Here is a 19,717-nt window from a genome sequence, read left to right as displayed (position 1 = left end):
GCATCCCATGCAAAAGGAGGACGGCAGGTATATGTTCCGTAAACAAGAGAAAACACTCATTATCGTCTGTCTGGTTGCAGCTGTGGTTGTGCTGTATGCCGTTGTGAAGAGCATCATCCGAATCATGAGTTATTGAGATACATGTTCAAGCAGAGTAACTGCTGTCGTACATAACGATTATGTGAAAGAGGAGTGTAACCATGTCATCTCTGGACCCTGTTTTGCTCAGCCGGATACTAACCGGCCTTACCCTGTTTGTGCACATTATTTTTGCATCTATTGGTGTAGGTGTTCCACTCATGATTGCCTTGGCCGAGTGGCGAGGACTACGAACCAATGATATGCATTACACCCTGCTGGCACGCAGGTGGGCGCGAGGTTTTGTCATCACCGTTGCCGTGGGCGTCGTTACAGGCACCTCGATCGGATTACAGCTCAGTCTGCTGTGGCCGATGTTTATGCGGGTCGCGGGTCAGGCGATTGCGTTGCCACTGTTTATGGAGACGTTCGCGTTTTTTATAGAGGCGATCTTTCTTGGGATTTACCTCTATACGTGGGATCGTTTCAAAAAGAAATATACGCATATGCTGCTGTTGATTCCGGTAGCTCTCGGCTCATCTGCATCTGCGATTTTCATTACAACGGTGAATTCCTTCATGAACCAGCCTCAGGGATTCACCCTGATTAATGGCATCATGAAGGACATTCATCCGATTGCTGCCATGTTGAATCCGGCAACGCCAACCAAAGTGTCCCATGTACTCGCCTCATCCTACACCTTGAGTGCAGGTATCCTGGCGGGGATAGCCGCCTTCAGTTTGCTTCGGGGACGGGATCATGTGTATTACAAAAAAGCACTGAAACTCACGACGGTATCTGCGCTCGTATTTGCCGTCAGTACCGTCATGATCGGCGATTCCTCCGGTAAATTTCTGGCGAAGTATCAGCCGGAGAAGTTGGCTGCCGCAGAATGGCATTTCAAGACGATGAAAGAGGCACCGCTCGTTTATGGGGGGATTTTGGATGAAAATAATGAAGTGAAATACGCGATTGAGATTCCTTATGCCCTTAGCATTTTGGCGGGTAATCGTCCAGATACGGAAGTGAAGGGTCTCGAAGAATTTCCGGCGGATCTGAGACCACCACTATCCATTCATTATATGTTCGATCTGAAAGTCACAACGGGAGTGATCATTCTGATGATTCCTGTGTTATATGTACTGCGGCGGTGGTTGCCAGGGCGCAAGCCGTATCCCAAATGGCTGCTGCTTGGCATTGTCTTGCTGGGGCCTCTGGCCATGATTGCCATCGAGCTGGGGTGGATGTTCGCCGAAGTTGGCAGGCAGCCTTGGATCTTACGCGGTTATATGAAGGTGGCGGAAGCGGCTACGACGTCAACTTCGGTAGGATGGATGCTGGTGTTGTTCATCTTGCTGTATCTGATCCTGTGTTTCTCGTGCATTCGGGTACTCAGCAAGCTGTTCCGTAACAAGGAAGCAGAGAAGGAACTGGAGTCTCTGGGGCTTGAAGGAGGGATCGTGCATTGAGTTTCGAAATTGCAGGCATCGCGATATTGTGGACGTTTTTGTTCGGTTATTTGATCGTCGCTTCGATTGATTTTGGCGCCGGGTTCTTCAGCTTTTATAGCATTTTGACCGGGCATGAGAACAAAATTCATAACATCATTCAGCGCTACCTGTCTCCCGTGTGGGAAGTGACGAATGTGTTTTTGATCTTTTTTGTGGTTGGACTGGTCGGATTTTATCCGGACAGCGCCTTTTATTACGGGACAGCCTTGCTGGTGCCGGGTTCCCTGGCTATTGTACTGCTTGCGATCCGGGGCGTGTATTACGCCTACAATACCTATGGCAATCATGGGCAGAACAGCCGGATCTATATGGCATTGTACGGAGCGACGGGATTGCTGATTCCGGCGGTATTCTCCACCATTTTGGCGATATCCGAAGGCGGGATCATTGAGCAGGTGGGCGATCAGGTGTTTTTTCGCTGGCGTGAATTTTTGACGAATCCCTATACCTGGTCGGTTGTTTTGCTTGCACTGGTTAGTGTGCTCTACATCTCGGCGATGTTTCTATCCTATTATGCAAAACGGGCGGGGGATGAACCGGCATATGAGGTGCTTCGGGAGTACGCGCTGCTCTGGAGTTTGCCTACCATTTTTGCGAGCTTTCTGGCTTTTCTGCAGATTAACAAACAGAATCCCGCACACTTTGAGCAGATGGTGGATATTTCGTGGATGTTCATCGCTTCGTTTATTTGTTTTGTCATTGCCGTGTCGCTGGTGTGGAAAAGTAAATATCTAGGTTGGTGTTTTGTCGCTGTCATGCTTCAGTTTGCCTTTGCCTGGTATGGCTACGGGCGATCCCACCTTCCGTACATTCTGTATCCTTACATCAATATTTACGACAGCTTTACAAATCGGACGATGGGGATTGCGCTCATTACAGCGTTTAGCCTGGGGCTACTCGTGCTCATTCCTTCGCTTGTGCTGATTATGAAGCTGTTCCTGTTTGATGCCAATTATGTGCGCGGTAATTCTGGTAAAAAGAAAGGATGAGTCTGTTCATGCACCCAAACATGTTCTTACTCATGACTCCCTTGCTGGATCCACTATCTACTGAGGGAGTCACGGGGATACCCGGTATAACCGGATTAAGCTTTTTTGAGACATTCACCATTATGTACGCCCCTCCACTGATCATTGCGGCTGCTATTGTCTTTCTGTTTGTATATCTGGCCGTATGTAAGAACCCAAAGGATTGATTGGCTGGTACGTCCATTCCCGTTTGGGGTAATCTCTTGTTAAGAAATGAGGAAGGGAGGAGGGCCCTTTCATGCCGAAAATCCGTTATAACAATATCGATAATGTAAGTACGGACAAAACGCTGAAGGAATTCAAACAATGGAGGGAGCAGCGGCGCAATAAAGTGAAGGACTACTCCTACACCGTGCCCAAACACCCGCCTGAACTGGATTATCTGCATGCCAACCGGGAGGACACAAGTATCACCTGGATTGGTCACTCCACGTTTTTCATTCAATATTATGGATTGAACATCGTGACTGACCCGGTGTGGGCCGAAAAAATGGGATTTCAACGAAGGCTCGGTGCCCCCGGCATTCCGATTCAGGATATTCCACCTTTGGATGTGATTCTGATATCCCATTCCCACTATGATCATCTGCATCTGGCTTCCTTGCGTAAGCTGATTACAGCCAAGACGTTGCTCATCGTACCCGATGGTCTGAAGCGTAAGATGATTCGCAAAGGATTCCATCGATGCCAGGAGATGAAATGGTGGGATCATATGACACTTGGTGGAGTCAAAATAACTTTTGTCCCTGCACAGCACTGGACGCGCCGAACGTTGTTTGATACCAATACGTCCCATTGGGGCGGTTATGTATTGGAATCGAACCATCCGGCAACGACTTCAGCAGCGGAAAGTGCTGCAACAACGAACAATCAGGATGAATCATCCACGGAATCAGGGAAGAACGAAACATCCAAAACATCAGGCGGTCCGCCTGTGTTGTATTTTGTGGGTGATACAGGTTACTTCCAGGGTTTCAAAACGATTGGAGAACGCTTTGACATTGGTGTTACCTTGATGCCCATCGGTGCCTACGATCCGGAATGGTTCATGACTTCTCAGCATGTGACACCCGAAGAAGCGCTGCAGGGGTTCGTTGAATCAGGTTCACAGCTCATGGTGCCAATGCATTACGGCACATTCAAGCTGGCGGATGATACGCCCAAGGAAGCGCTGGATCGGCTGGAAGTTGAACGTGAACGTCTAGGCATTGGTAAAGAGCGGATTCGGGTGCTTGGTCATGGCGAGACGCTCCGCATTCACCACGAGGAAGGCAAACAGGGCTAACAAAAATGAGTCAAATATGTTAATGTAGGGGTATGCCTGCATGAACAGTGTATTTACCAAATCTTTAATAAGTAAAAAGCGGCCAATTTTCGAATTTGCCGCTTTTTTGTGTTATAATATGGTGCCAGAATAGGCATCGGGATATTGAATCCATGATTTACGCAACTTGCTATTCATGCAGTATGCAGATTAACCAATAAAGGATGGTATGCTTAATGATCAGTACAAGCGGCATCACGCTCCGCTACGGAAAACGTGCACTTTTTGAAGATGTAAATATCAAATTCACACCAGGAAACTGTTACGGCCTCATCGGCGCCAATGGAGCCGGTAAATCAACATTCTTGAAAATTTTGTCCGGTGAAATTGAATCAAACTCGGGAGAGGTGCACATCACCCCGGGCGAACGTATGGCCGTTTTGAAGCAAAACCACTTTGAATATGATGAGTATCCGGTTCTCGAAACGGTAATTATGGGTCATAGTCGTCTCTATGCCATTATGAAAGAAAAAGATACGCTGTATGCTAAAGCAGACTTCACTGAAGAAGACGGCCTGCGTGCAGGTGAGCTTGAAGGTGAATTTGCCGAGTTGAATGGCTGGGATGCTGAGCCGGATGCAGCGGCACTCCTGATCGGTCTGGGTATCGACCGTGACATGCACGATAAGAAAATGAATGAACTAAGTGGTAACGAAAAAGTTCGTGTCCTGCTTGCACAAGCATTGTTTGGTCGTCCAAACAACCTGTTGCTCGATGAGCCTACCAACCACTTGGATCTCGAATCCATTCAATGGCTTGAGAACTTCTTGATGGACTATGAAGGTACTGTTATTGTGGTATCCCATGACCGTCACTTCCTGAACAAAGTATGTACGCATATTGCGGATATCGACTTTGGTAAAATCCAGCTGTACGTAGGTAACTATGACTTCTGGTATGAATCCAGCCAATTGGCACTTGCGTTGCAACGTGATGCCAACAAGAAAAAAGAAGAGAAGATTAAAGAGCTTCAAGCCTTTATTCAACGTTTCTCTGCGAACGCCTCGAAATCGAAACAGGCAACTTCCCGGAAGAAACAACTCGACAAAATCACGTTGGATGACCTTCGTCCATCGAACCGTAAATATCCGTTTATCAACTTCAAACCTGAGCGTGAAGCCGGTAAACAATTGTTGACTGTAGATCGTATCAGCAAATCCATTGATGGTGTAAAAATGCTGAATGATATCAGCTTTGTCGTGAACAAAGGGGATAAAATTGCATTTGTTGGCCCGAACGGAAATGCCAAGTCACTCTTGTTTGATATTCTTATGGGTGAAACGGAATTGGATAGCGGCGAATATACTTGGGGTGTAACTACAACTCAAGCTTATTTCCCGAAAGACAACTCCAAATATTTTGACGGTGTAGACATGACTCTTGTGGATTGGCTCCGTCAATATTCCAAAGATCAGGATGAAACGTATCTGCGTGGATTCTTGGGACGTATGCTCTTCTCAGGTGAGGAATCCTTGAAAAAGGCAAGTGTACTCTCCGGGGGCGAGAAAGTTCGCTGTATGCTGGCGAAAATGATGCAGACTGGTGCTAACGCATTGATTCTGGATGAGCCTACGAACCACTTGGATCTCGAATCCATTACAGCGCTGAACAATGGTATGATTGATTTTGACGGCACCATGCTGTTCACTTCCCATGACCATCAGTTCATTCAAACCATTGCTAACCGGATTATCGAAATTACGCCGAATGGCATCATTGATCGCCAAATGAGCTATGACGAATATCTGGAAAGTGCCGAAATCAAAGAACTGCGCAATAAAATGTATCCGGTAGAAGCTTAAACTAAGGATTATCTACGGCACATTATTATAGGAACAACAAAGAACCGCAAGCCTCTGTGAAGAGGGGGTGCGGTTCTTTTTGTAATTCAATGGGTTTCTCTGCGGGTTTAAGACCTAAGATCCACCAGTACGGCGACGTTGGTTGTTAGGCTTCTTGTTGTTTTGACTCTTCATCGCTTTAGGTCCGCCTTCAAAGTAGGCGCTGGATTGGTTACCGGAATTTGCTTGTTCTTTCTTTTGCGCCAGCTTTTGGCGTATAGCATCCTGCAAACTGACCTTTTTCGGTTCGTTATTTTCGCTCATCGTTATTTCCCTCCCGGTCTTACAGTGAGCCGTCCAGATTGGACGGGATGTACCTATTTTATACGTTTTACAAAAGCCCTACAAGGGCAACCTGATAAAATGCTCAAAACCTTTGGTTTTACCCAGGCCAACATTTTTTCTCATTAACTACAGCCCTGCCGTCTGGCAACTTTGTTTCGGCTTGCCTACAGCAATGCAGCCTGGCAACACTGTTTCTGTAGACCCACACGCTCCGCATTTGTTAACATGGAAAAACCGTAATACGAAACGTTAAAGGGGTGTCGCCCGGTTTGAACGCTTATGAAGAAATTCGAAAAGGGGAGCGAGGAGCTTGGGTTAGTATTGCAGCCTATCTCGTTTTGTCCGCCTTTAAGCTGATCTGTGGATATTTATTTGCTTCCAGCGCCTTGCTGGCCGATGGTTTTAATAACCTTACGGATATTGTGGCATCCATTGCTGTATTGATCGGGCTTCGGATCTCCCAGAAACCACCTGATTCGGATCATGCCTATGGTCATTTTAGAGCGGAGACTGTTGCTGCCTTGGTGGCTTCATTTATTATGGCTATGGTTGGGCTGCAAGTATTGGTTGAAGCCGTTCGCTCCTGGTATGAAGGAGCCTTTGTTGCTCCAAATCTGTGGGCGGCAGCGGTGGCTGTAGTCTGTGCTGTGGTGATGTTAGGTGTATATCGTTACAATCACCGTCTGGCTAAACAAATTAATAGTCAGGCTCTGATGGCTGCGGCGAAAGATAATCGTTCGGATGCCTGGGTCAGCATAGGCGCTGCAATTGGAATTATAGGTGCGCAGTTTGGACTTCCATGGCTGGATAAAGTAGCTGCCATTGCTGTAGGTCTGTTGATCTGCAAAACGGCTTGGGAGATTTTCCGGGATTCTACACATCGTCTTACCGATGGATTTGACCAGAAGGAACTGACGGATCTCAGATCCTCAGTAGCACGCGTTCCCGGTGTTGAGATGATCAAGGATGTGAAGGCACGTGTGCATGGCAGTCATGTACTTGTGGACGTAGTCATTGAAGTGGACGGAGGCCTAAGCTTGATTGAAGGCCATCAGATCTGTGACCGTGTTGAAGAGCGGTTGAAGCGATCGCATAACATCATGCATGTGCATGTACATGTGGAACCAAAGACGGAAGAAGTCACAAGGAACCCTTGAACAGGGAGTGAACATCTTGGAAAATGAAAAGAGGACAGCCGCGATTGTGCGTGCTGTCCTCTTTACTTATCATTAGAACGATTATACGATGTTACTGAATGGCAACGTGGATCCACGCTTTGCCTTTCCAAGTGTATACTTGTACCCACTCGCCGCCATCGAATCCATCAACCACTTCACCTGTTGTATCGATGACTTGGGAGCCTAATGCACCGATTGGTTTACCATTAGGTGCATCATAGAACCAAGTGCGCTCCAGAAGGTTCAGCAACATCGTTGGTGCCAGTACTTCATCGCCTGGTTTTACGAGTGGCTCTTCAAACATTTTGTCATCTGTAGTCGTAGCTGGCGTTTCAGTTGTAGTTGAAGTACCTTCTGCACCTGTAGTGTCTGTTGTTGTGCCTGTTACAGTCTCAGCAGTACCTTCTACTGTGTCTACAGCAGGTTTGTTCACTTCAACAGCTGGAGTTGTTGTGGTCGTTGGCGTTGTTGTAGCCTCAGTTCCTGTTTCCGGAGTTACCGTTCCAGTAACCGCTTCCTCAGCACCTGCAGCGGCAGCCATCGAACCCATCAACGTTAAAGCAGCAGCAAAACTTACGATTTTTTTCATTTTCTTTTCCTCCTCGGTTTGTTATGTAATTTGTTGTCCTGTGTTAAAAGTAACCAAGCAAGCTACCTTATGAATCACAAATTATAACAATATTTTCTTGCATTCTCCAGTGTCAACTGGCTCATATGTGGGTATATAGCAAGCCTGTAAATATCATACTTCAGTGGGATAAAACCGGGTTGGCTATCTCAAAAAGGTCCTGTTTTTTTGGGATTCATACGAGAGCGGATTGGAATAAAGCAGAAGGGAGTGCAATACATAATATAGAAAAGTTGACCTATGCCTGAACGCACAAAAGCCAATCGGCTTGGTAGCACGATCGGCTTTTGTATGTATTCGTTAGTAAACACTCAGTCATATCAGAGCCTGAGGTTATCGCATTCGGCTACGTCCCGTAATCAGGGAGATTACGAACAGTACAACAAAGATGAAGAAGAGTACTTTCGCGATTGAAGCAGCTGCTTCAACAATACCGAAGAATCCAAAAATACCTGCTACCAGTGCAATAATTAGAAATAATACAGACCATTTCAACATAAGTATTCATCCTTTCGTATAAATGATTGTGCAGTGAGTTGTGTTCACCTCACCGCCTTGTGTAGTCTAACTTTAACCGGGTGCTAACCGCTTGAAACATTGGTTTTTTTTCCAAGCGAGGGCATATATGAAGGGATATATAATATTGTTTCGTCCGGGAAATCGCCGGGTAACTATAGCAATAACAAACTGATGCACATATGGAAAGAGAGGTTCTTCTATGATCTATCAAATTAGCGTGGCCCTGATTGCAGTGGCATTTGCAGTACTGGTTTTCTTTTTAATTCGTACCTTGAAATCCGCTCAGGGTTCTTTGGACAATGTCTCACAGACACTGCAGGAGGTACAGAAAACCATTGATGAACTTAGTTATGAAGTGAAGCAGACGGTAAGGCATGCCAATGATATTACGGTGGATGTACAGCACAAAATGAAAAAAATTGATCCTGTTATGGAATCTGTTGAGAATCTGGGAGAAGTGTTGAACGAAGTGACGGCAGCAGCCAAACAAGTCTCCACAACGCTGATGGCGAGATTTCAGACTAAACGTAACAACGCTGAACAGACCAAACATGCTGAATCGGTTCATGTAACTGCACCGCCTGCTACATCAACGGATCGTACCCTGCAATCCTATGAAGCTACATATAATGGTGAAGCTAAGGGCGGGAAAAACTGGATGAAGTATATTGATGTTGCAGCGAATGTATGGCAACGGATGCGCAAGTAACATGACCGCTTTATAACCATGAAGAAGCCTTCAGAGCGGTGATGAACCTGATGAAAGGGTGAGAATCATGATGAAACTACTGCTTGTGATGTTTAGCGTAATTTCTCCCTTTTCCGTTCAACCGGCAGCGGTACCCGCTGCTCACGATATGCAATGGACGGTAATGGAAGAGAAGGCGTCAGAGGTAACTCTGGCTGTTGATCGATCCGAGACTTTCCAGCATTTTCGGACTCTGAATGGCATTTCTCTGGATGACACCATGGATGATTTGTTGGCCAACAAGGGCCAGCCGGGGCATAAGCAGGAAGATCCTTATCTGGGGTGTCCTGAATATCACTTTCATGATGTAAAGGTTGGTTTGTGTGAAGATACGGATGTTATTCAATATGTGCATATCGATGCATCTGAGAATCACATCATGTTAAACGGAAAGAGAATTGAGATGAATATTGAAGCGATCCATCATGCTCTCGGGAAACCTTATTATGTGGCAGAGGACGGAGAAGTGTTTCTCCGTGGAGACCAGGCTCTGAAAGTATATATGAAGTCAGGCTCTCAGCAGATTGAAGGCATTGATCTTTTTGATGACACAGTTTCCTAGGATTGGTTATTACCGAATCGTTTCAACCCCATATAGTATGGTTATATATTAAGTAGCTCGATACAGAAGATTAAATCAGAGGAGAGTGGAAACGATGAATTCAACCAATGAGCAAGCTTATGCAAAAGTGGTAGAAAACGGAGTCCAGGCGGTAGAAGCGGTGAAAGAATTGCAGATTACCGGATACCTTGCTGATCAAATCTTTGTTCTCGCCCATGAGAAGGATCGTACAGATCGAATTGCCGATACAGCAGATGCCAAAGAAATTGGCATAAAGGAAGAAGGCGTATTTGATTCCTTGGCGAATCTGTTCCGCTCACGTGGTGATGAACTCCGGGCCAAAATTGTTTCGATGGGCTTTACCGAAGCCGAAGCGGACTTCTACGAGAGTGAACTCGACAAAGGTAAAGTACTCGTTATTGCTAAAAAGAAAGATTAACCCGATATACGTTGCAAGTTGAAGTTTGCTGAACATAGACAAGCTTCTGAATCATTTATGTAAAATGCTTAATCAAAAACATAGATAAGGAATGGGGCTTTCCCCATTCCTTATCTATGTTTTTGCAAGTTTGGAAGCGGGATCAGGACGCTGCAAAAACAGGGTGGGTTGCGGGGAGAATCTCCAGCGATGGTGCCATTTACTGATAGAAGTTTTTTGTTTTTACGATTATAGTTATACTAGGAATTATTATGTCTACTGCCGTTTTGTATGCAAAATTTGTATAATCAACGTTTGTTTTAACCTAATAAGAATCGACAAACCCGGACGCCACAGATAAGGAGATATCAATGAGAATACTTATTGTTGACGACAATCCGACGAATGTCATTATCATTCGAGAAATTCTGAAAAAAGAAAACTATCGTGACATTGTAACGGCGAGTTCCGCCATGGAAATGTTTGAAGTGTTGGGAATTGGGGAGGAAAGCAACGAACTTCGTCCAAGACCGTCGGATATTGACCTGATTTTGCTAGATATGATGATGCCGGAGATGGATGGTATCGAAGCCTGCAGTATTGTGCAGAAATTTGAGAATCTGAAGGATATACCGATTATTATGGTGACTGCCATCGGAGATTCCAAGAAACTTGCCGAAGCATTGGATGCAGGGGCATCTGACTATGTGACCAAACCGATTAATAAAGTCGAACTGATGGCCAGAATTCGACTCGCACTTCGTTTGAAACAGGAGAAGGATTGGCACAAAGAGCGTGATCAACGTATTCAGGATGAGCTCAAGTTGGCAGCGATGGTCCAAAATGCTGTTTTAAGTCCGGCAATTAGGGACCCGTTGTTCCAAGTGCATGCCATCTATAAACCATCTTTTGAGCTTGCGGGTGATCTGTATTCTTGGTACCCACTTGGGGAAGGCCGTTACGGAGTTCTGCTGCTCGACATGATGGGACACGGGATATCTTCATCCCTGTTTACCATGTTTATCGCTTCTGTGTTAAAAGATACGGTTACCACTTATGTGGATCCAGAGAAGGTCATTCAAGAGTTGAACCGTCGTTTTAACCAGCTCCATCTGGAAAAACAATTGGTGCAGTATTATTTCACGGCAATTTATCTGGTCGTTGATACACGGATGAAGCGTATTGATTATGTTAATGCAGGGCATCCACCTGCTTTATTCTTCCGAAACGACGGCAGTGTCACCACATTTGACAGCGTCTGCTGTCCTGTTGGTTTATTTGACAAGATGGATATTGAACCACAAACGATCCATTACGAGGGTGACGGGCATATTGCACTATATACGGATGGATTATTGGAAGCTGTTCAGGGCGGGCAGGAAGAACAACATGAATTCCTGATCGAAAAACTGACCGGGTCACATCAGTGGAATGAAGCTGCCATGCAGGCCATGTTCTTTGACGACGAAATTCCCCAGGAGCGGGATGATGATAAATGTCTGGTCTGGATTACTTTGGATAAAGGGGCGGGGGATGAATGAAGATCAGGAATAAACTGCTGATTGGTTTTACCGCTCTGATGGCTATTTTGATCGTGCTCACGTTTGTGAGTTATGAACGGCTAAACAGCAGTAATAAACAGATTGATCAGATGTATCAGGAACGTTATCTCAAAGTAAGGTTCACTTCTGCTGTACGCGGAGAGGTCAATGATATTGCCAAAGTGCTGGCTAACTTGTTATTGAATCCGAACAATTCAATTAGTGCTGCTGAAGGTGACCTGAAGGAGATGAAGGATCGGGGGGATGGTTACCTCGTAGAAGTGAGAAACCGAGCAGACAGTGCACCTGAACATCAACTGGTGGATCGTGTGAATACTGCGTGGACTGCTTATACTTCCTATGCAACAAGACAGATCAACTTGATGTCCCAAAGCAGGGTAGAAGATGCGAATAACTACCGCAATGCAACAGGACTCGCGGTGCAAAAAGAAGCTGTGGATAGTTTGAATGCTCTTTCCCGTTATCAGGACCAAGAGATTGATGCCGAGATCAAAAACGCTAACGCAGCGTATACGAGAGCAGTACAGATCACGATAGGTATCATGATTGCGGGGTTGTTGCTTGCATTGGGTGTCATTATGTGGGTGCTGCCGAGTATCACACGGGGTCTGAACACGGTATCTATGATGATTACCAGCTTTGGTAAAGGGCGTTACCGAACCATTCGGCGCATACAGGTCAAATCAACCGATGAGATTGGTCAGATTGCCAGTGTGTTCAAGGATGTATCCAGTGATCTGGAAGAAAAACTGGAAATCGAGAGGGCTTATGTACAGGCTCAGCAGGATCAAAACTGGATGAGTTCGAATATCGCAAGAGTCCCGGAACTGCTTCGGGGGATTGGCTCCATTCGCCAAATTTCACAGATGTTTATCAGTGAGTTCACACCTGTGCTTGGCGCTCAGTTGGGTGTTGTCTATCTGATCGATGAGGAGAAACATCCCGACGAACTGAGACGTTACGGTGCATACGCATTTGAAGAGAACGAAGATGTTGGTAAAGAAATGTATCGCATCGGTGAAGGCTTGATTGGTCAAGCCGCGCTGGATATGACACCAATTATTCTGGAAAATACGCCTGAAGATTATGTGCATATTGGTTCAGCTTCAGGTTCAACACGTGCTGCGGGTATCATGATCTATCCTGTCGTGTTTGAAGATGAACTGATTGGTGTAGTTGAAATGGCTTCCTTTGAAGGTTTCAATGAACTTCACAAGCAGTTGTTCACACAACTGATTATGAACCTGGGCGTAATTTTGAACAACGTTCGACGTCGTTTGCGTGTGGAGGAGTTGCTGCGTGAATCCCAGGCACTGACTGAGGAACTGCAGGTTCAATCGGAAGAATTGCAGACACAGCAAGAAGAACTTCGTCGTTCCAATGAGAATCTGGAGGAGCAGACAGAGGCGCTTAAACGTTCCGAGGAATTGCTGCAGCGTCAGCAGGAAGAATTGGAGCATTTCAATACGGAACTCATTGCCAAGACGCGGGCGCTTGAAGAGCAGGTGCGTGAAGTTGAAGAGAAAAATGACGAAATTGAGAAAACGAAGACACAGTTGGAACAGCAAGCTACACAGCTGTCGATGACAAGCAAGTACAAGTCCGAATTTTTAGCGAATATGTCACATGAACTCCGTACACCATTGAACAGTCTGCTCATTTTGTCCCAGTTATTGTCGGAGAACAAGGGTGGGAATCTGACTGACAAACAGCAGGAATATGCGCAAACCATCTACATGTCGGGCGCCGATCTGCTGAAGATGATTGATGAGATTCTGGATCTGTCCAAGGTGGACGCAGGTAAGATGGATATCAATTATGAGACAGTTCGAATGGAAGAGCTGACCAGCTTTGTTCAGCAGAACTTCGGACCGATGGCGAATAAAAAGGAACTGAACTTGAATATCGATTTCGACAGCGATCTACCGGAATGGGTATACACCGACAGTCATCGCGTCAAACAGATTTTACGGAATTTGTTGTCGAACGCATTTAAGTTCACCAATCGAGGTTCGGTTAGTCTGATTGGACGACGAATGAAACCGGAAGAGCTGCCGGGTTATATGAACACCAATCAGGAATATCTCGGATTTAGTGTAAAAGACACCGGCATTGGTATTCCATCGGATAAGACGGATTTGATCTTTGAAGCGTTCCAGCAAGTAGACGGGACCACAAGCCGGAAATACGGTGGAACTGGCCTGGGATTGTCCATTAGCAGGGAGCTGGCACGTTTGCTTGGTGGCGCAATACAGGTGGAATCATCCGAAGGGGAAGGTAGCTGCTTTACCTTATACCTGCCGGATAATCATGAAGAGGAAGCCTTGGCAGAAGAAGGTGCTTCAAGAGAAGCGGCTGTATCCTCAGAGGATCTTTATGAACAGTCCATCGAAGCACGGACCATGCTTTCAAGTCATCAGTCCATTCTCTCTCCTGATCCGGAGCGTAGCGTGGGTAAAGATCTATCTCCTTCCCATACTCCAGATGTCACGCAGATCGAAGATGATCGGGAGAATATCATGGAAGGCGACAAAATCCTCCTCATCATTGAGGATGATGTGAACTTTGCACATATTTTGATGGATATGGCGAGAGGAAGAGGATTCAAAGCACTTGTTGCCCTACAAGGTGATAAAGGACTTGAAATGGCACGTCAATATTTGCCGGATGCCATTATCCTGGATATTCAATTGCCGGTAATGGATGGTTGGACCATTCTGGGCGAGCTGAAGAGCAGTTCGGCAACACGCCACATTCCGGTTCATGTGATTTCAGTTATTGATGATATGAAGCAAGGTCTGATGATGGGCGCCATTGCGTATCTGAAAAAACCTTCGAGCAAGGATTCACTGGATAAAGCATTCTCGCATATCAAATCATATACCGAGAATCAATTAAAACGACTGTTGATCGTCGAAGATGATGAGATTCAGCGTAAAGCCATTATAGAATTGATTGGTCATGATGATGTTGCAATCACTGCTGTATCGACAGGTAGTGAGGCGTTGAATGAATTACACAGCCAGCGTTATGACTGCATGGTACTGGATCTAATGTTAACGGATATGACCGGGTTTGAGTTGCTCGACCAGATTCGCGATGATGAATATCTGAACGATCTGCCGATTATAATTTATACAGGCAAAGAGCTGGATTCCAAGGAAGAAATGAAGCTGCGCAAATATGCGGAATCCATCATTATCAAAGATGTGAAGTCACCGGAACGTCTGCTGGATGAGACCACTTTGTTCCTGCATCGGGTAGAAGCCAATTTGCCGGAAGACAAGCGTCGAATCTTACAGAAACTACACAACAAAGAAACGTTGTTTGAAGGCAAAAAAATATTGCTTGTAGATGACGATATCCGTAACGTATTTGCCCTTTCAAGTGTCCTTGAAGGCTATCGGATGGATGTGACATTTGCGGAGAACGGCCGAGAGGCTTTGGAGATTTTGGACAAAAATCCTGAATTTGATCTGGTACTGATGGATATGATGATGCCAGAAATGGACGGTTATGAAGCAATGACACGAATCAGACAGATCCCGCAGTTTGAAAAGTTGCCGATTATTGCGCTCACGGCCAAAGCCATGAAAGAGGATCGCGGCAAATGTATTGAGGCCGGAGCATCTGATTATGTGAAAAAACCGATCCAGACAGATCAATTGTTATCCTTAATGCGCGTATGGTTGTATTCGTAAGTTCATTATTCGTATGTTGATTGTTTGGGTAATGAAAGACAATACGACGAATACGCAAGTAACAAATGAAGAAGTGGAGAGAACTTATGACACCGTGGGAACCTACCGAGACGGGGGCAGATTTGGTCCGTATGCCGCAAGATGAAGAACGTGAGCTGATCGAGATTGAGTTGCTGTTGGAAGGCATGCACCGTTTATATGGATATGATTTTAGAAACTATGCATTGCCATCCCTAAAACGAAGAATCTGGCATCATGCACATGCTGAAGGTGTTAAGAGCATATCCGGCTTGCAGGAGCGTGTTCTTCATGACCGTTCCGCGTTTGACCGTTTTGTACAGAACTTATCCATCCCTGTAACGGAAATGTTTCGAGATCCTTCGCTTTTCCGAATGTTTCGGGAACAGATTATTCCTATCCTGAGAACATACCCGTATATCCGAATATGGCATGCGGGATGCTCTACGGGAGAGGAAGTTTATTCCATGGCCATCATGTTGCATGAGGAAGGACTGTATGACAAGGCAAGAATCTACGCAACGGATATGAATGATCGCTCTTTGCAACAGGCCAAAGAAGGCGTATATGGTATTGAGAAAATGAAACTATTTACTACAAATTATTTGGAGGCAGGGGGTACCAGAGCCTTCTCCGAGTACTATACAGCGAAATATAATTCGGTGATATTTCATCCTTTTCTAAGGAAGAACATCATTTTCGCCGAGCACAACCTGGCAACAGACCGGTCATTTAACGAGTTTAATGTTATCTTTTGCCGTAATGTCATGATTTATTTTAATGATGAACTGCGGAACCATGTGCATGGGCTGTTTCATGAGAGCTTGAGCCACTTTGGTATTCTGGTTCTGGGGTCGAAAGAATCGATACATTTTACAGAGTTCAGTGATACCTATGAGCCGTTAGACCGGACCGAAAAAATATACCGGAAGATTAAATAGGGGGTTAGGGTTAGCCATGGGGCTCAATGAACCAATCCACATATTATTGGTAGATGACCGCCCTGAGAACTTGCTTGCTCTTGAAGCAGTTCTGGAATCGGAACAATATAAACTCGTTAAGGCAACTTCCGGAGAAGAGGCACTCCGCTGTCTGCTAAAAGACGAATTTGCGGTTATCGTTCTCGATGTGCAGATGCCTGGAATGGACGGAATTGAGACAGCAAAGTTAATTAAGGCACGGGACAAGTCCAAGGATGTGCCGATTATATTCATCTCTGCGAATAGTAGAGAAGCGGAGCACTTGTTTGCCGGATATTCAGCCGGGGCCATTGATTACATGGTTAAGCCATTTATTCCTCAGATTTTGAAATCCAAAATCGAGGGGTTTGTGGAGATGTTTATCACCAATAAACGTTTGAAGACACAGACCATGCTTCTTCACCAGAAGACACAGGAACTGGAGAAGATGAACCAACAACTCATTCAGGCCAAGGAAGAAGCAGAAATTGCAGCCAATGCAAAGACCGAGTTCCTGGCGATGATGAGTCATGAGATTCGTACACCGATGAACGGAGTTATCGGTATGGTTGATCTGCTGATGGAGACGGAACTGAGGGAAGATCAGAAGGAATATGCAGACATCGTTCGTCGCAGCGCGGATGCACTTGTCACGGTCATCAACGACATTCTTGATTTTACCAAGATGGAATCCGGCAAAATGGAACTTGAAGAGCATCCTTTTGAAATTGTCTCCTGTGTTCGGGAAGTGTTGGGATTGTTTGCTGCAGAAGCAGGCAAAAAGAACTTGGAACTGGATTATTTCCTGGAGGATTCTGTCCCTGAATTAATCTATGGAGATATGGCAAGGCTCCGTCAAGTTCTCTTAAATCTTATTGCAAATGCGATCAAATTTACCGATCAGGGTGGAGTGTATCTGATCGTGTCAGTTAAGGAAGAAAAGGATGGAGAAATGGCATTGGAGTTTGCCGTTAAAGACACCGGGATAGGTATCGCTTCAGACAAAGTTGATCGCCTGTTCCAGCCGTTTTCCCAGCTGGATACATCCATGACACGTAAATACGGTGGAACTGGCTTAGGACTGGCAATATGCAAGACTCTGGTTGAAATGATGGGTGGACAGATCTATCTGGATACAACAGAGCAACGGGGAGCAACGTTTGTATTTACAATTCAGGCGAAACGTTATGTAGAAACTGAACTGATCCAGAGGAACGGGGAAGAGAAGCCAACGGATGTGAAAAATGAGAATAAATATCCTACGGTATTAATCGTGGATGATCATCCTATTAACCAGAAGTTGATGGCGATTATGCTCGGTAAGCTTGGGTTGCTCTCAGACATTGCTGAAGATGGGCAGAGCGCACTCGATATGGTAAACGGCAGCCGTTATCCCTATGACTATGTGTTTATGGATCTGCAGATGCCTGTGATGGACGGTTTGGAATGCACACGGCGGATTCGAGAGAGCCTGTCCCAGTCTGATCAGCCAATCATTATAGCCATGACTGCTAACGTGATGGAAGGTATTCAGCAGCGCTGTATTGCTGCCGGCATGGATGATTATATTAGTAAACCGGTGAAAATGGGCAATGTGAAACAGAAAATAGCCCAGTTTCAGAAACAACGACAAATGTTAGATCCAGGCCCTTCAGCCATGAATCAGGCCAATTGAAACATTTTCCAAACTTCTTTCTGTTTCACTCGTGCTGAAGTTGGGTTATTAGGTAAGGAAACCATTGATCAGGAGAGAGATGTCTAATGAATACAAATAAAAATGAAAAATTCAATGCAAGAACTGAAACACAGGACGGCGTATGCACGGTGTATCTGACTGGCGAACTGGATTTGTCGGTTGCTCCTGACTTCCGCTTGGTGATGGAGCCGCTCGTGGATAACAAGGAACAGGATCTTGTGATCAACATGAAAGAATTGAAGTATATCGATAGTACAGGGATTGGTATCCTGTTATCTGTTCTGAAGGCAAGACATGGAATGGAAGCTCGCTTTGAAGTACAGGAAGTTCCTGCGCATATTCAGAAACTTTTTGATATGACGGGCATTGCCAAATTCTTTGTCACACAGAAGAATTCCCAATAGGAAAGGATCGAAAAAGGAATGAATGCAGAAGTTCAAAGAGTCACCCTTAATTTACCTGCGACAGCTGATTACGTTGATATTGTAAGACTCAATCTCTATGGAGTAGCATCCAAAATGGGATTTTCTTATGAAGACATTGAGGATATGAAAGTTGCTGTATCCGAGGCCTGTAACAACTCTGTATTGTATGCCTACTCACACGAAGGCGGCATGGTTGAAGTTGTATTCGAAGTGGATGGCGAAACATTGTCCATTATTGTCAAGGACGAAGGTGCCAGCTTCGAGAACATGAACCCTGCTGTGTCACGTGCCGGTCTACACGACAAAGAACTGACGGAAGCACAGATTGGCGGACTTGGGTTCTACCTGATGCAAGCCTTGATGGACGATGTCAGTGTGGAAAGTGAGACGGGCAAAGGTACGAAAGTAGTACTCGTAAAACGTCTTGCAAGAAGTGAGGAGAAAGTATGAATGAAAAAGTGACTCCCCCAGAGTCCATGTCTGAAGCTATAGGTTTGATCTGGGAATACCAGCAGACCCAAGATAATGAAATTGCAACAGTTCTCATCCGTAAGTATGAACCAATGGTAAAGATGGCAGCAGGTAAAATCGCTCGGAATCGCCCCGATCTATACGAAGACTTGTATCAGACCGGGCAGATGGCTTTGATTCGTTTGCTCAAGCAATACGATATCAATCTAGGTATTCCGTTTGAACCTTATGCCATGAAGAGCATGATCGGTCATATGAAGAACTACTTGCGCGATAAATCCTGGTATATTCAGGTGCCCCGGAGGATTAAGGAAAAGGGAGCACTTGTGCAACATGCCATTGATGAGTTAACCGTTAAGCTGGAGCGCTCACCCGGTGTGAACGAAATTGCTGAATACCTTGATTTGACTGCAGAAGAGACGATTGAAGTTCTGGCTGGTCGGGAATGTTACCACTATGTATCACTGGATTCTCCTTTATCTCAGGATGACAGTGCAGCAACATTGGGTGAACTGATCAGTGCAGATGTTAATGACTATGATTCGGTCGAAAAACGGATGGACTTGCAACAGGCATTGGGACAATTGAAGGAACAAGAGCAGCAGGTACTTATTCTAGCATTCCAGGATGGCCAATCTCAGCGGGCAATTGCCCAGAAGCTTGGTGTTTCACAGATGAGTGTATCTCGTATTCAGAAGCGAGCTACAGAGAAATTGAAACAGATTATGTCTAATGCTTCAATGTTATGAAAAATGGAACCCTAAT

19 protein-coding genes are annotated in these 19,717 nt (G+C 45.4%); 16 read left to right on the top strand and 3 right to left on the bottom strand.

Translation table 11 applies throughout. The features are described from left to right. Positions 1-200: 200 nt before the first annotated feature. The 5 genes from NZ043_RS04645 (at position 201) to NZ043_RS04625 (ending at position 5,743) form a co-directional block, all read left to right on the top strand. A complete protein-coding gene (locus tag NZ043_RS04645) occupies positions 201-1,547 on the top strand; it encodes a cytochrome ubiquinol oxidase subunit I (protein WP_091038553.1) in 1,347 nt (448 codons plus the stop codon). Continuing rightward, positions 1,544-2,578 carry a cytochrome d ubiquinol oxidase subunit II gene (locus NZ043_RS04640; protein ID WP_091038554.1) on the top strand — a complete coding sequence of 345 codons (1,035 nt, stop codon included), beginning with the start codon at positions 1,544-1,546 and terminating at the stop codon, positions 2,576-2,578. The genes NZ043_RS04645 and NZ043_RS04640 overlap by 4 nt, the downstream gene beginning before the upstream one ends. 8 nt (positions 2,579-2,586) lie before the next feature. Beyond that, entirely contained in the window at positions 2,587-2,784 is a 198-nt protein-coding gene (locus NZ043_RS04635) for a hypothetical protein (RefSeq protein ID WP_091038556.1), read from the top strand. 71 nt (positions 2,785-2,855) lie between these two features. Further along, positions 2,856-3,902 (top strand): MBL fold metallo-hydrolase, encoded by a 1,047-nt coding sequence (locus NZ043_RS04630; protein ID WP_091038557.1) that lies wholly within the window; start codon positions 2,856-2,858, stop codon positions 3,900-3,902. 215 nt (positions 3,903-4,117) lie between these two features. Further along, positions 4,118-5,743, top strand: coding sequence for an ATP-binding cassette domain-containing protein (locus NZ043_RS04625; RefSeq protein ID WP_339310806.1), 1,626 nt, complete (start codon positions 4,118-4,120; stop codon positions 5,741-5,743). Positions 5,744-5,857: 114 nt separating this feature from the next. Here NZ043_RS04625 and NZ043_RS04620 read toward each other — a convergent pair whose 3' ends face one another. Continuing rightward, positions 5,858-6,046, bottom strand: a complete 189-nt coding sequence (locus NZ043_RS04620; protein ID WP_017692261.1) for a hypothetical protein — start codon at positions 6,044-6,046, stop codon at positions 5,858-5,860. A gap of 290 nt (positions 6,047-6,336) precedes the next feature. On the opposite strand from NZ043_RS04620, the gene NZ043_RS04615 reads away from it, so the two are divergent. Continuing rightward, positions 6,337-7,224, top strand: coding sequence for a cation diffusion facilitator family transporter (locus tag NZ043_RS04615; protein ID WP_249913179.1), 888 nt, complete (start codon positions 6,337-6,339; stop codon positions 7,222-7,224). Between the two features lie 91 nt (positions 7,225-7,315). Here NZ043_RS04615 and NZ043_RS04610 read toward each other — a convergent pair whose 3' ends face one another. Continuing rightward, positions 7,316-7,834 carry a hypothetical protein gene (locus NZ043_RS04610; protein WP_091038561.1) on the bottom strand — a complete coding sequence of 173 codons (519 nt, stop codon included), beginning with the start codon at positions 7,832-7,834 and terminating at the stop codon, positions 7,316-7,318. 372 nt (positions 7,835-8,206) lie between these two features. Next, positions 8,207-8,371 (bottom strand): DUF1328 domain-containing protein, encoded by a 165-nt coding sequence (locus NZ043_RS04605; RefSeq protein ID WP_017692264.1) that lies wholly within the window; start codon positions 8,369-8,371, stop codon positions 8,207-8,209. A gap of 220 nt (positions 8,372-8,591) precedes the next feature. Here NZ043_RS04605 and NZ043_RS04600 point away from each other — a divergent pair, with 220 nt between their 5' ends. From NZ043_RS04600 to NZ043_RS04555, 10 genes are all read left to right on the top strand, one after another. Next, on the top strand, positions 8,592-9,101 hold the full coding sequence (locus NZ043_RS04600; RefSeq protein WP_133387150.1) for a DUF948 domain-containing protein: 510 nt from the start codon (positions 8,592-8,594) through the stop codon (positions 9,099-9,101). Positions 9,102-9,168: 67 nt separating this feature from the next. Next, positions 9,169-9,702, top strand: coding sequence for a hypothetical protein (locus NZ043_RS04595; RefSeq protein ID WP_076328906.1), 534 nt, complete (start codon positions 9,169-9,171; stop codon positions 9,700-9,702). 94 nt (positions 9,703-9,796) lie between these two features. Then, positions 9,797-10,141, top strand: a complete 345-nt coding sequence (locus NZ043_RS04590; RefSeq protein WP_017692267.1) for a general stress protein — start codon at positions 9,797-9,799, stop codon at positions 10,139-10,141. Positions 10,142-10,491: 350 nt separating this feature from the next. Next, the gene (locus NZ043_RS04585; protein WP_047841574.1) at positions 10,492-11,661 is read left to right on the top strand and encodes a fused response regulator/phosphatase; all 1,170 of its coding nucleotides are present in this window, start codon (positions 10,492-10,494) and stop codon (positions 11,659-11,661) included. Beyond that, positions 11,658-15,383 carry a response regulator gene (locus NZ043_RS04580; protein WP_091038562.1) on the top strand — a complete coding sequence of 1,242 codons (3,726 nt, stop codon included), beginning with the start codon at positions 11,658-11,660 and terminating at the stop codon, positions 15,381-15,383. The genes NZ043_RS04585 and NZ043_RS04580 overlap by 4 nt, the downstream gene beginning before the upstream one ends. A gap of 86 nt (positions 15,384-15,469) precedes the next feature. Then, complete coding sequence (locus tag NZ043_RS04575; protein ID WP_074096446.1) at positions 15,470-16,342, top strand: protein-glutamate O-methyltransferase CheR; 873 nt, start codon at positions 15,470-15,472, stop codon at positions 16,340-16,342. Positions 16,343-16,358: 16 nt separating this feature from the next. Continuing rightward, positions 16,359-18,035, top strand: a complete 1,677-nt coding sequence (locus tag NZ043_RS04570) for a response regulator (protein WP_091038563.1) — start codon at positions 16,359-16,361, stop codon at positions 18,033-18,035. A gap of 86 nt (positions 18,036-18,121) precedes the next feature. Continuing rightward, a complete protein-coding gene (locus NZ043_RS04565; protein ID WP_339310802.1) occupies positions 18,122-18,460 on the top strand; it encodes an STAS domain-containing protein in 339 nt (112 codons plus the stop codon). 18 nt (positions 18,461-18,478) lie between these two features. Further along, the gene (rsbW, locus tag NZ043_RS04560) at positions 18,479-18,931 is read left to right on the top strand and encodes an anti-sigma B factor RsbW (protein ID WP_036606993.1); all 453 of its coding nucleotides are present in this window, start codon (positions 18,479-18,481) and stop codon (positions 18,929-18,931) included. Further along, positions 18,928-19,701 carry a sigma-70 family RNA polymerase sigma factor gene (locus NZ043_RS04555; protein ID WP_047841571.1) on the top strand — a complete coding sequence of 258 codons (774 nt, stop codon included), beginning with the start codon at positions 18,928-18,930 and terminating at the stop codon, positions 19,699-19,701. Before rsbW ends, NZ043_RS04555 begins: the two co-directional genes overlap by 4 nt. Positions 19,702-19,717 lie beyond the last annotated feature (16 nt).

Origin of the sequence: Paenibacillus sp. FSL k6-2145 (assembly GCF_037976585.1) — a bacterium.
GTDB lineage: Bacteria > Bacillota > Bacilli > Paenibacillales > Paenibacillaceae > Paenibacillus.
This window is presented reverse-complemented; position numbering and strand designations above follow the sequence as displayed.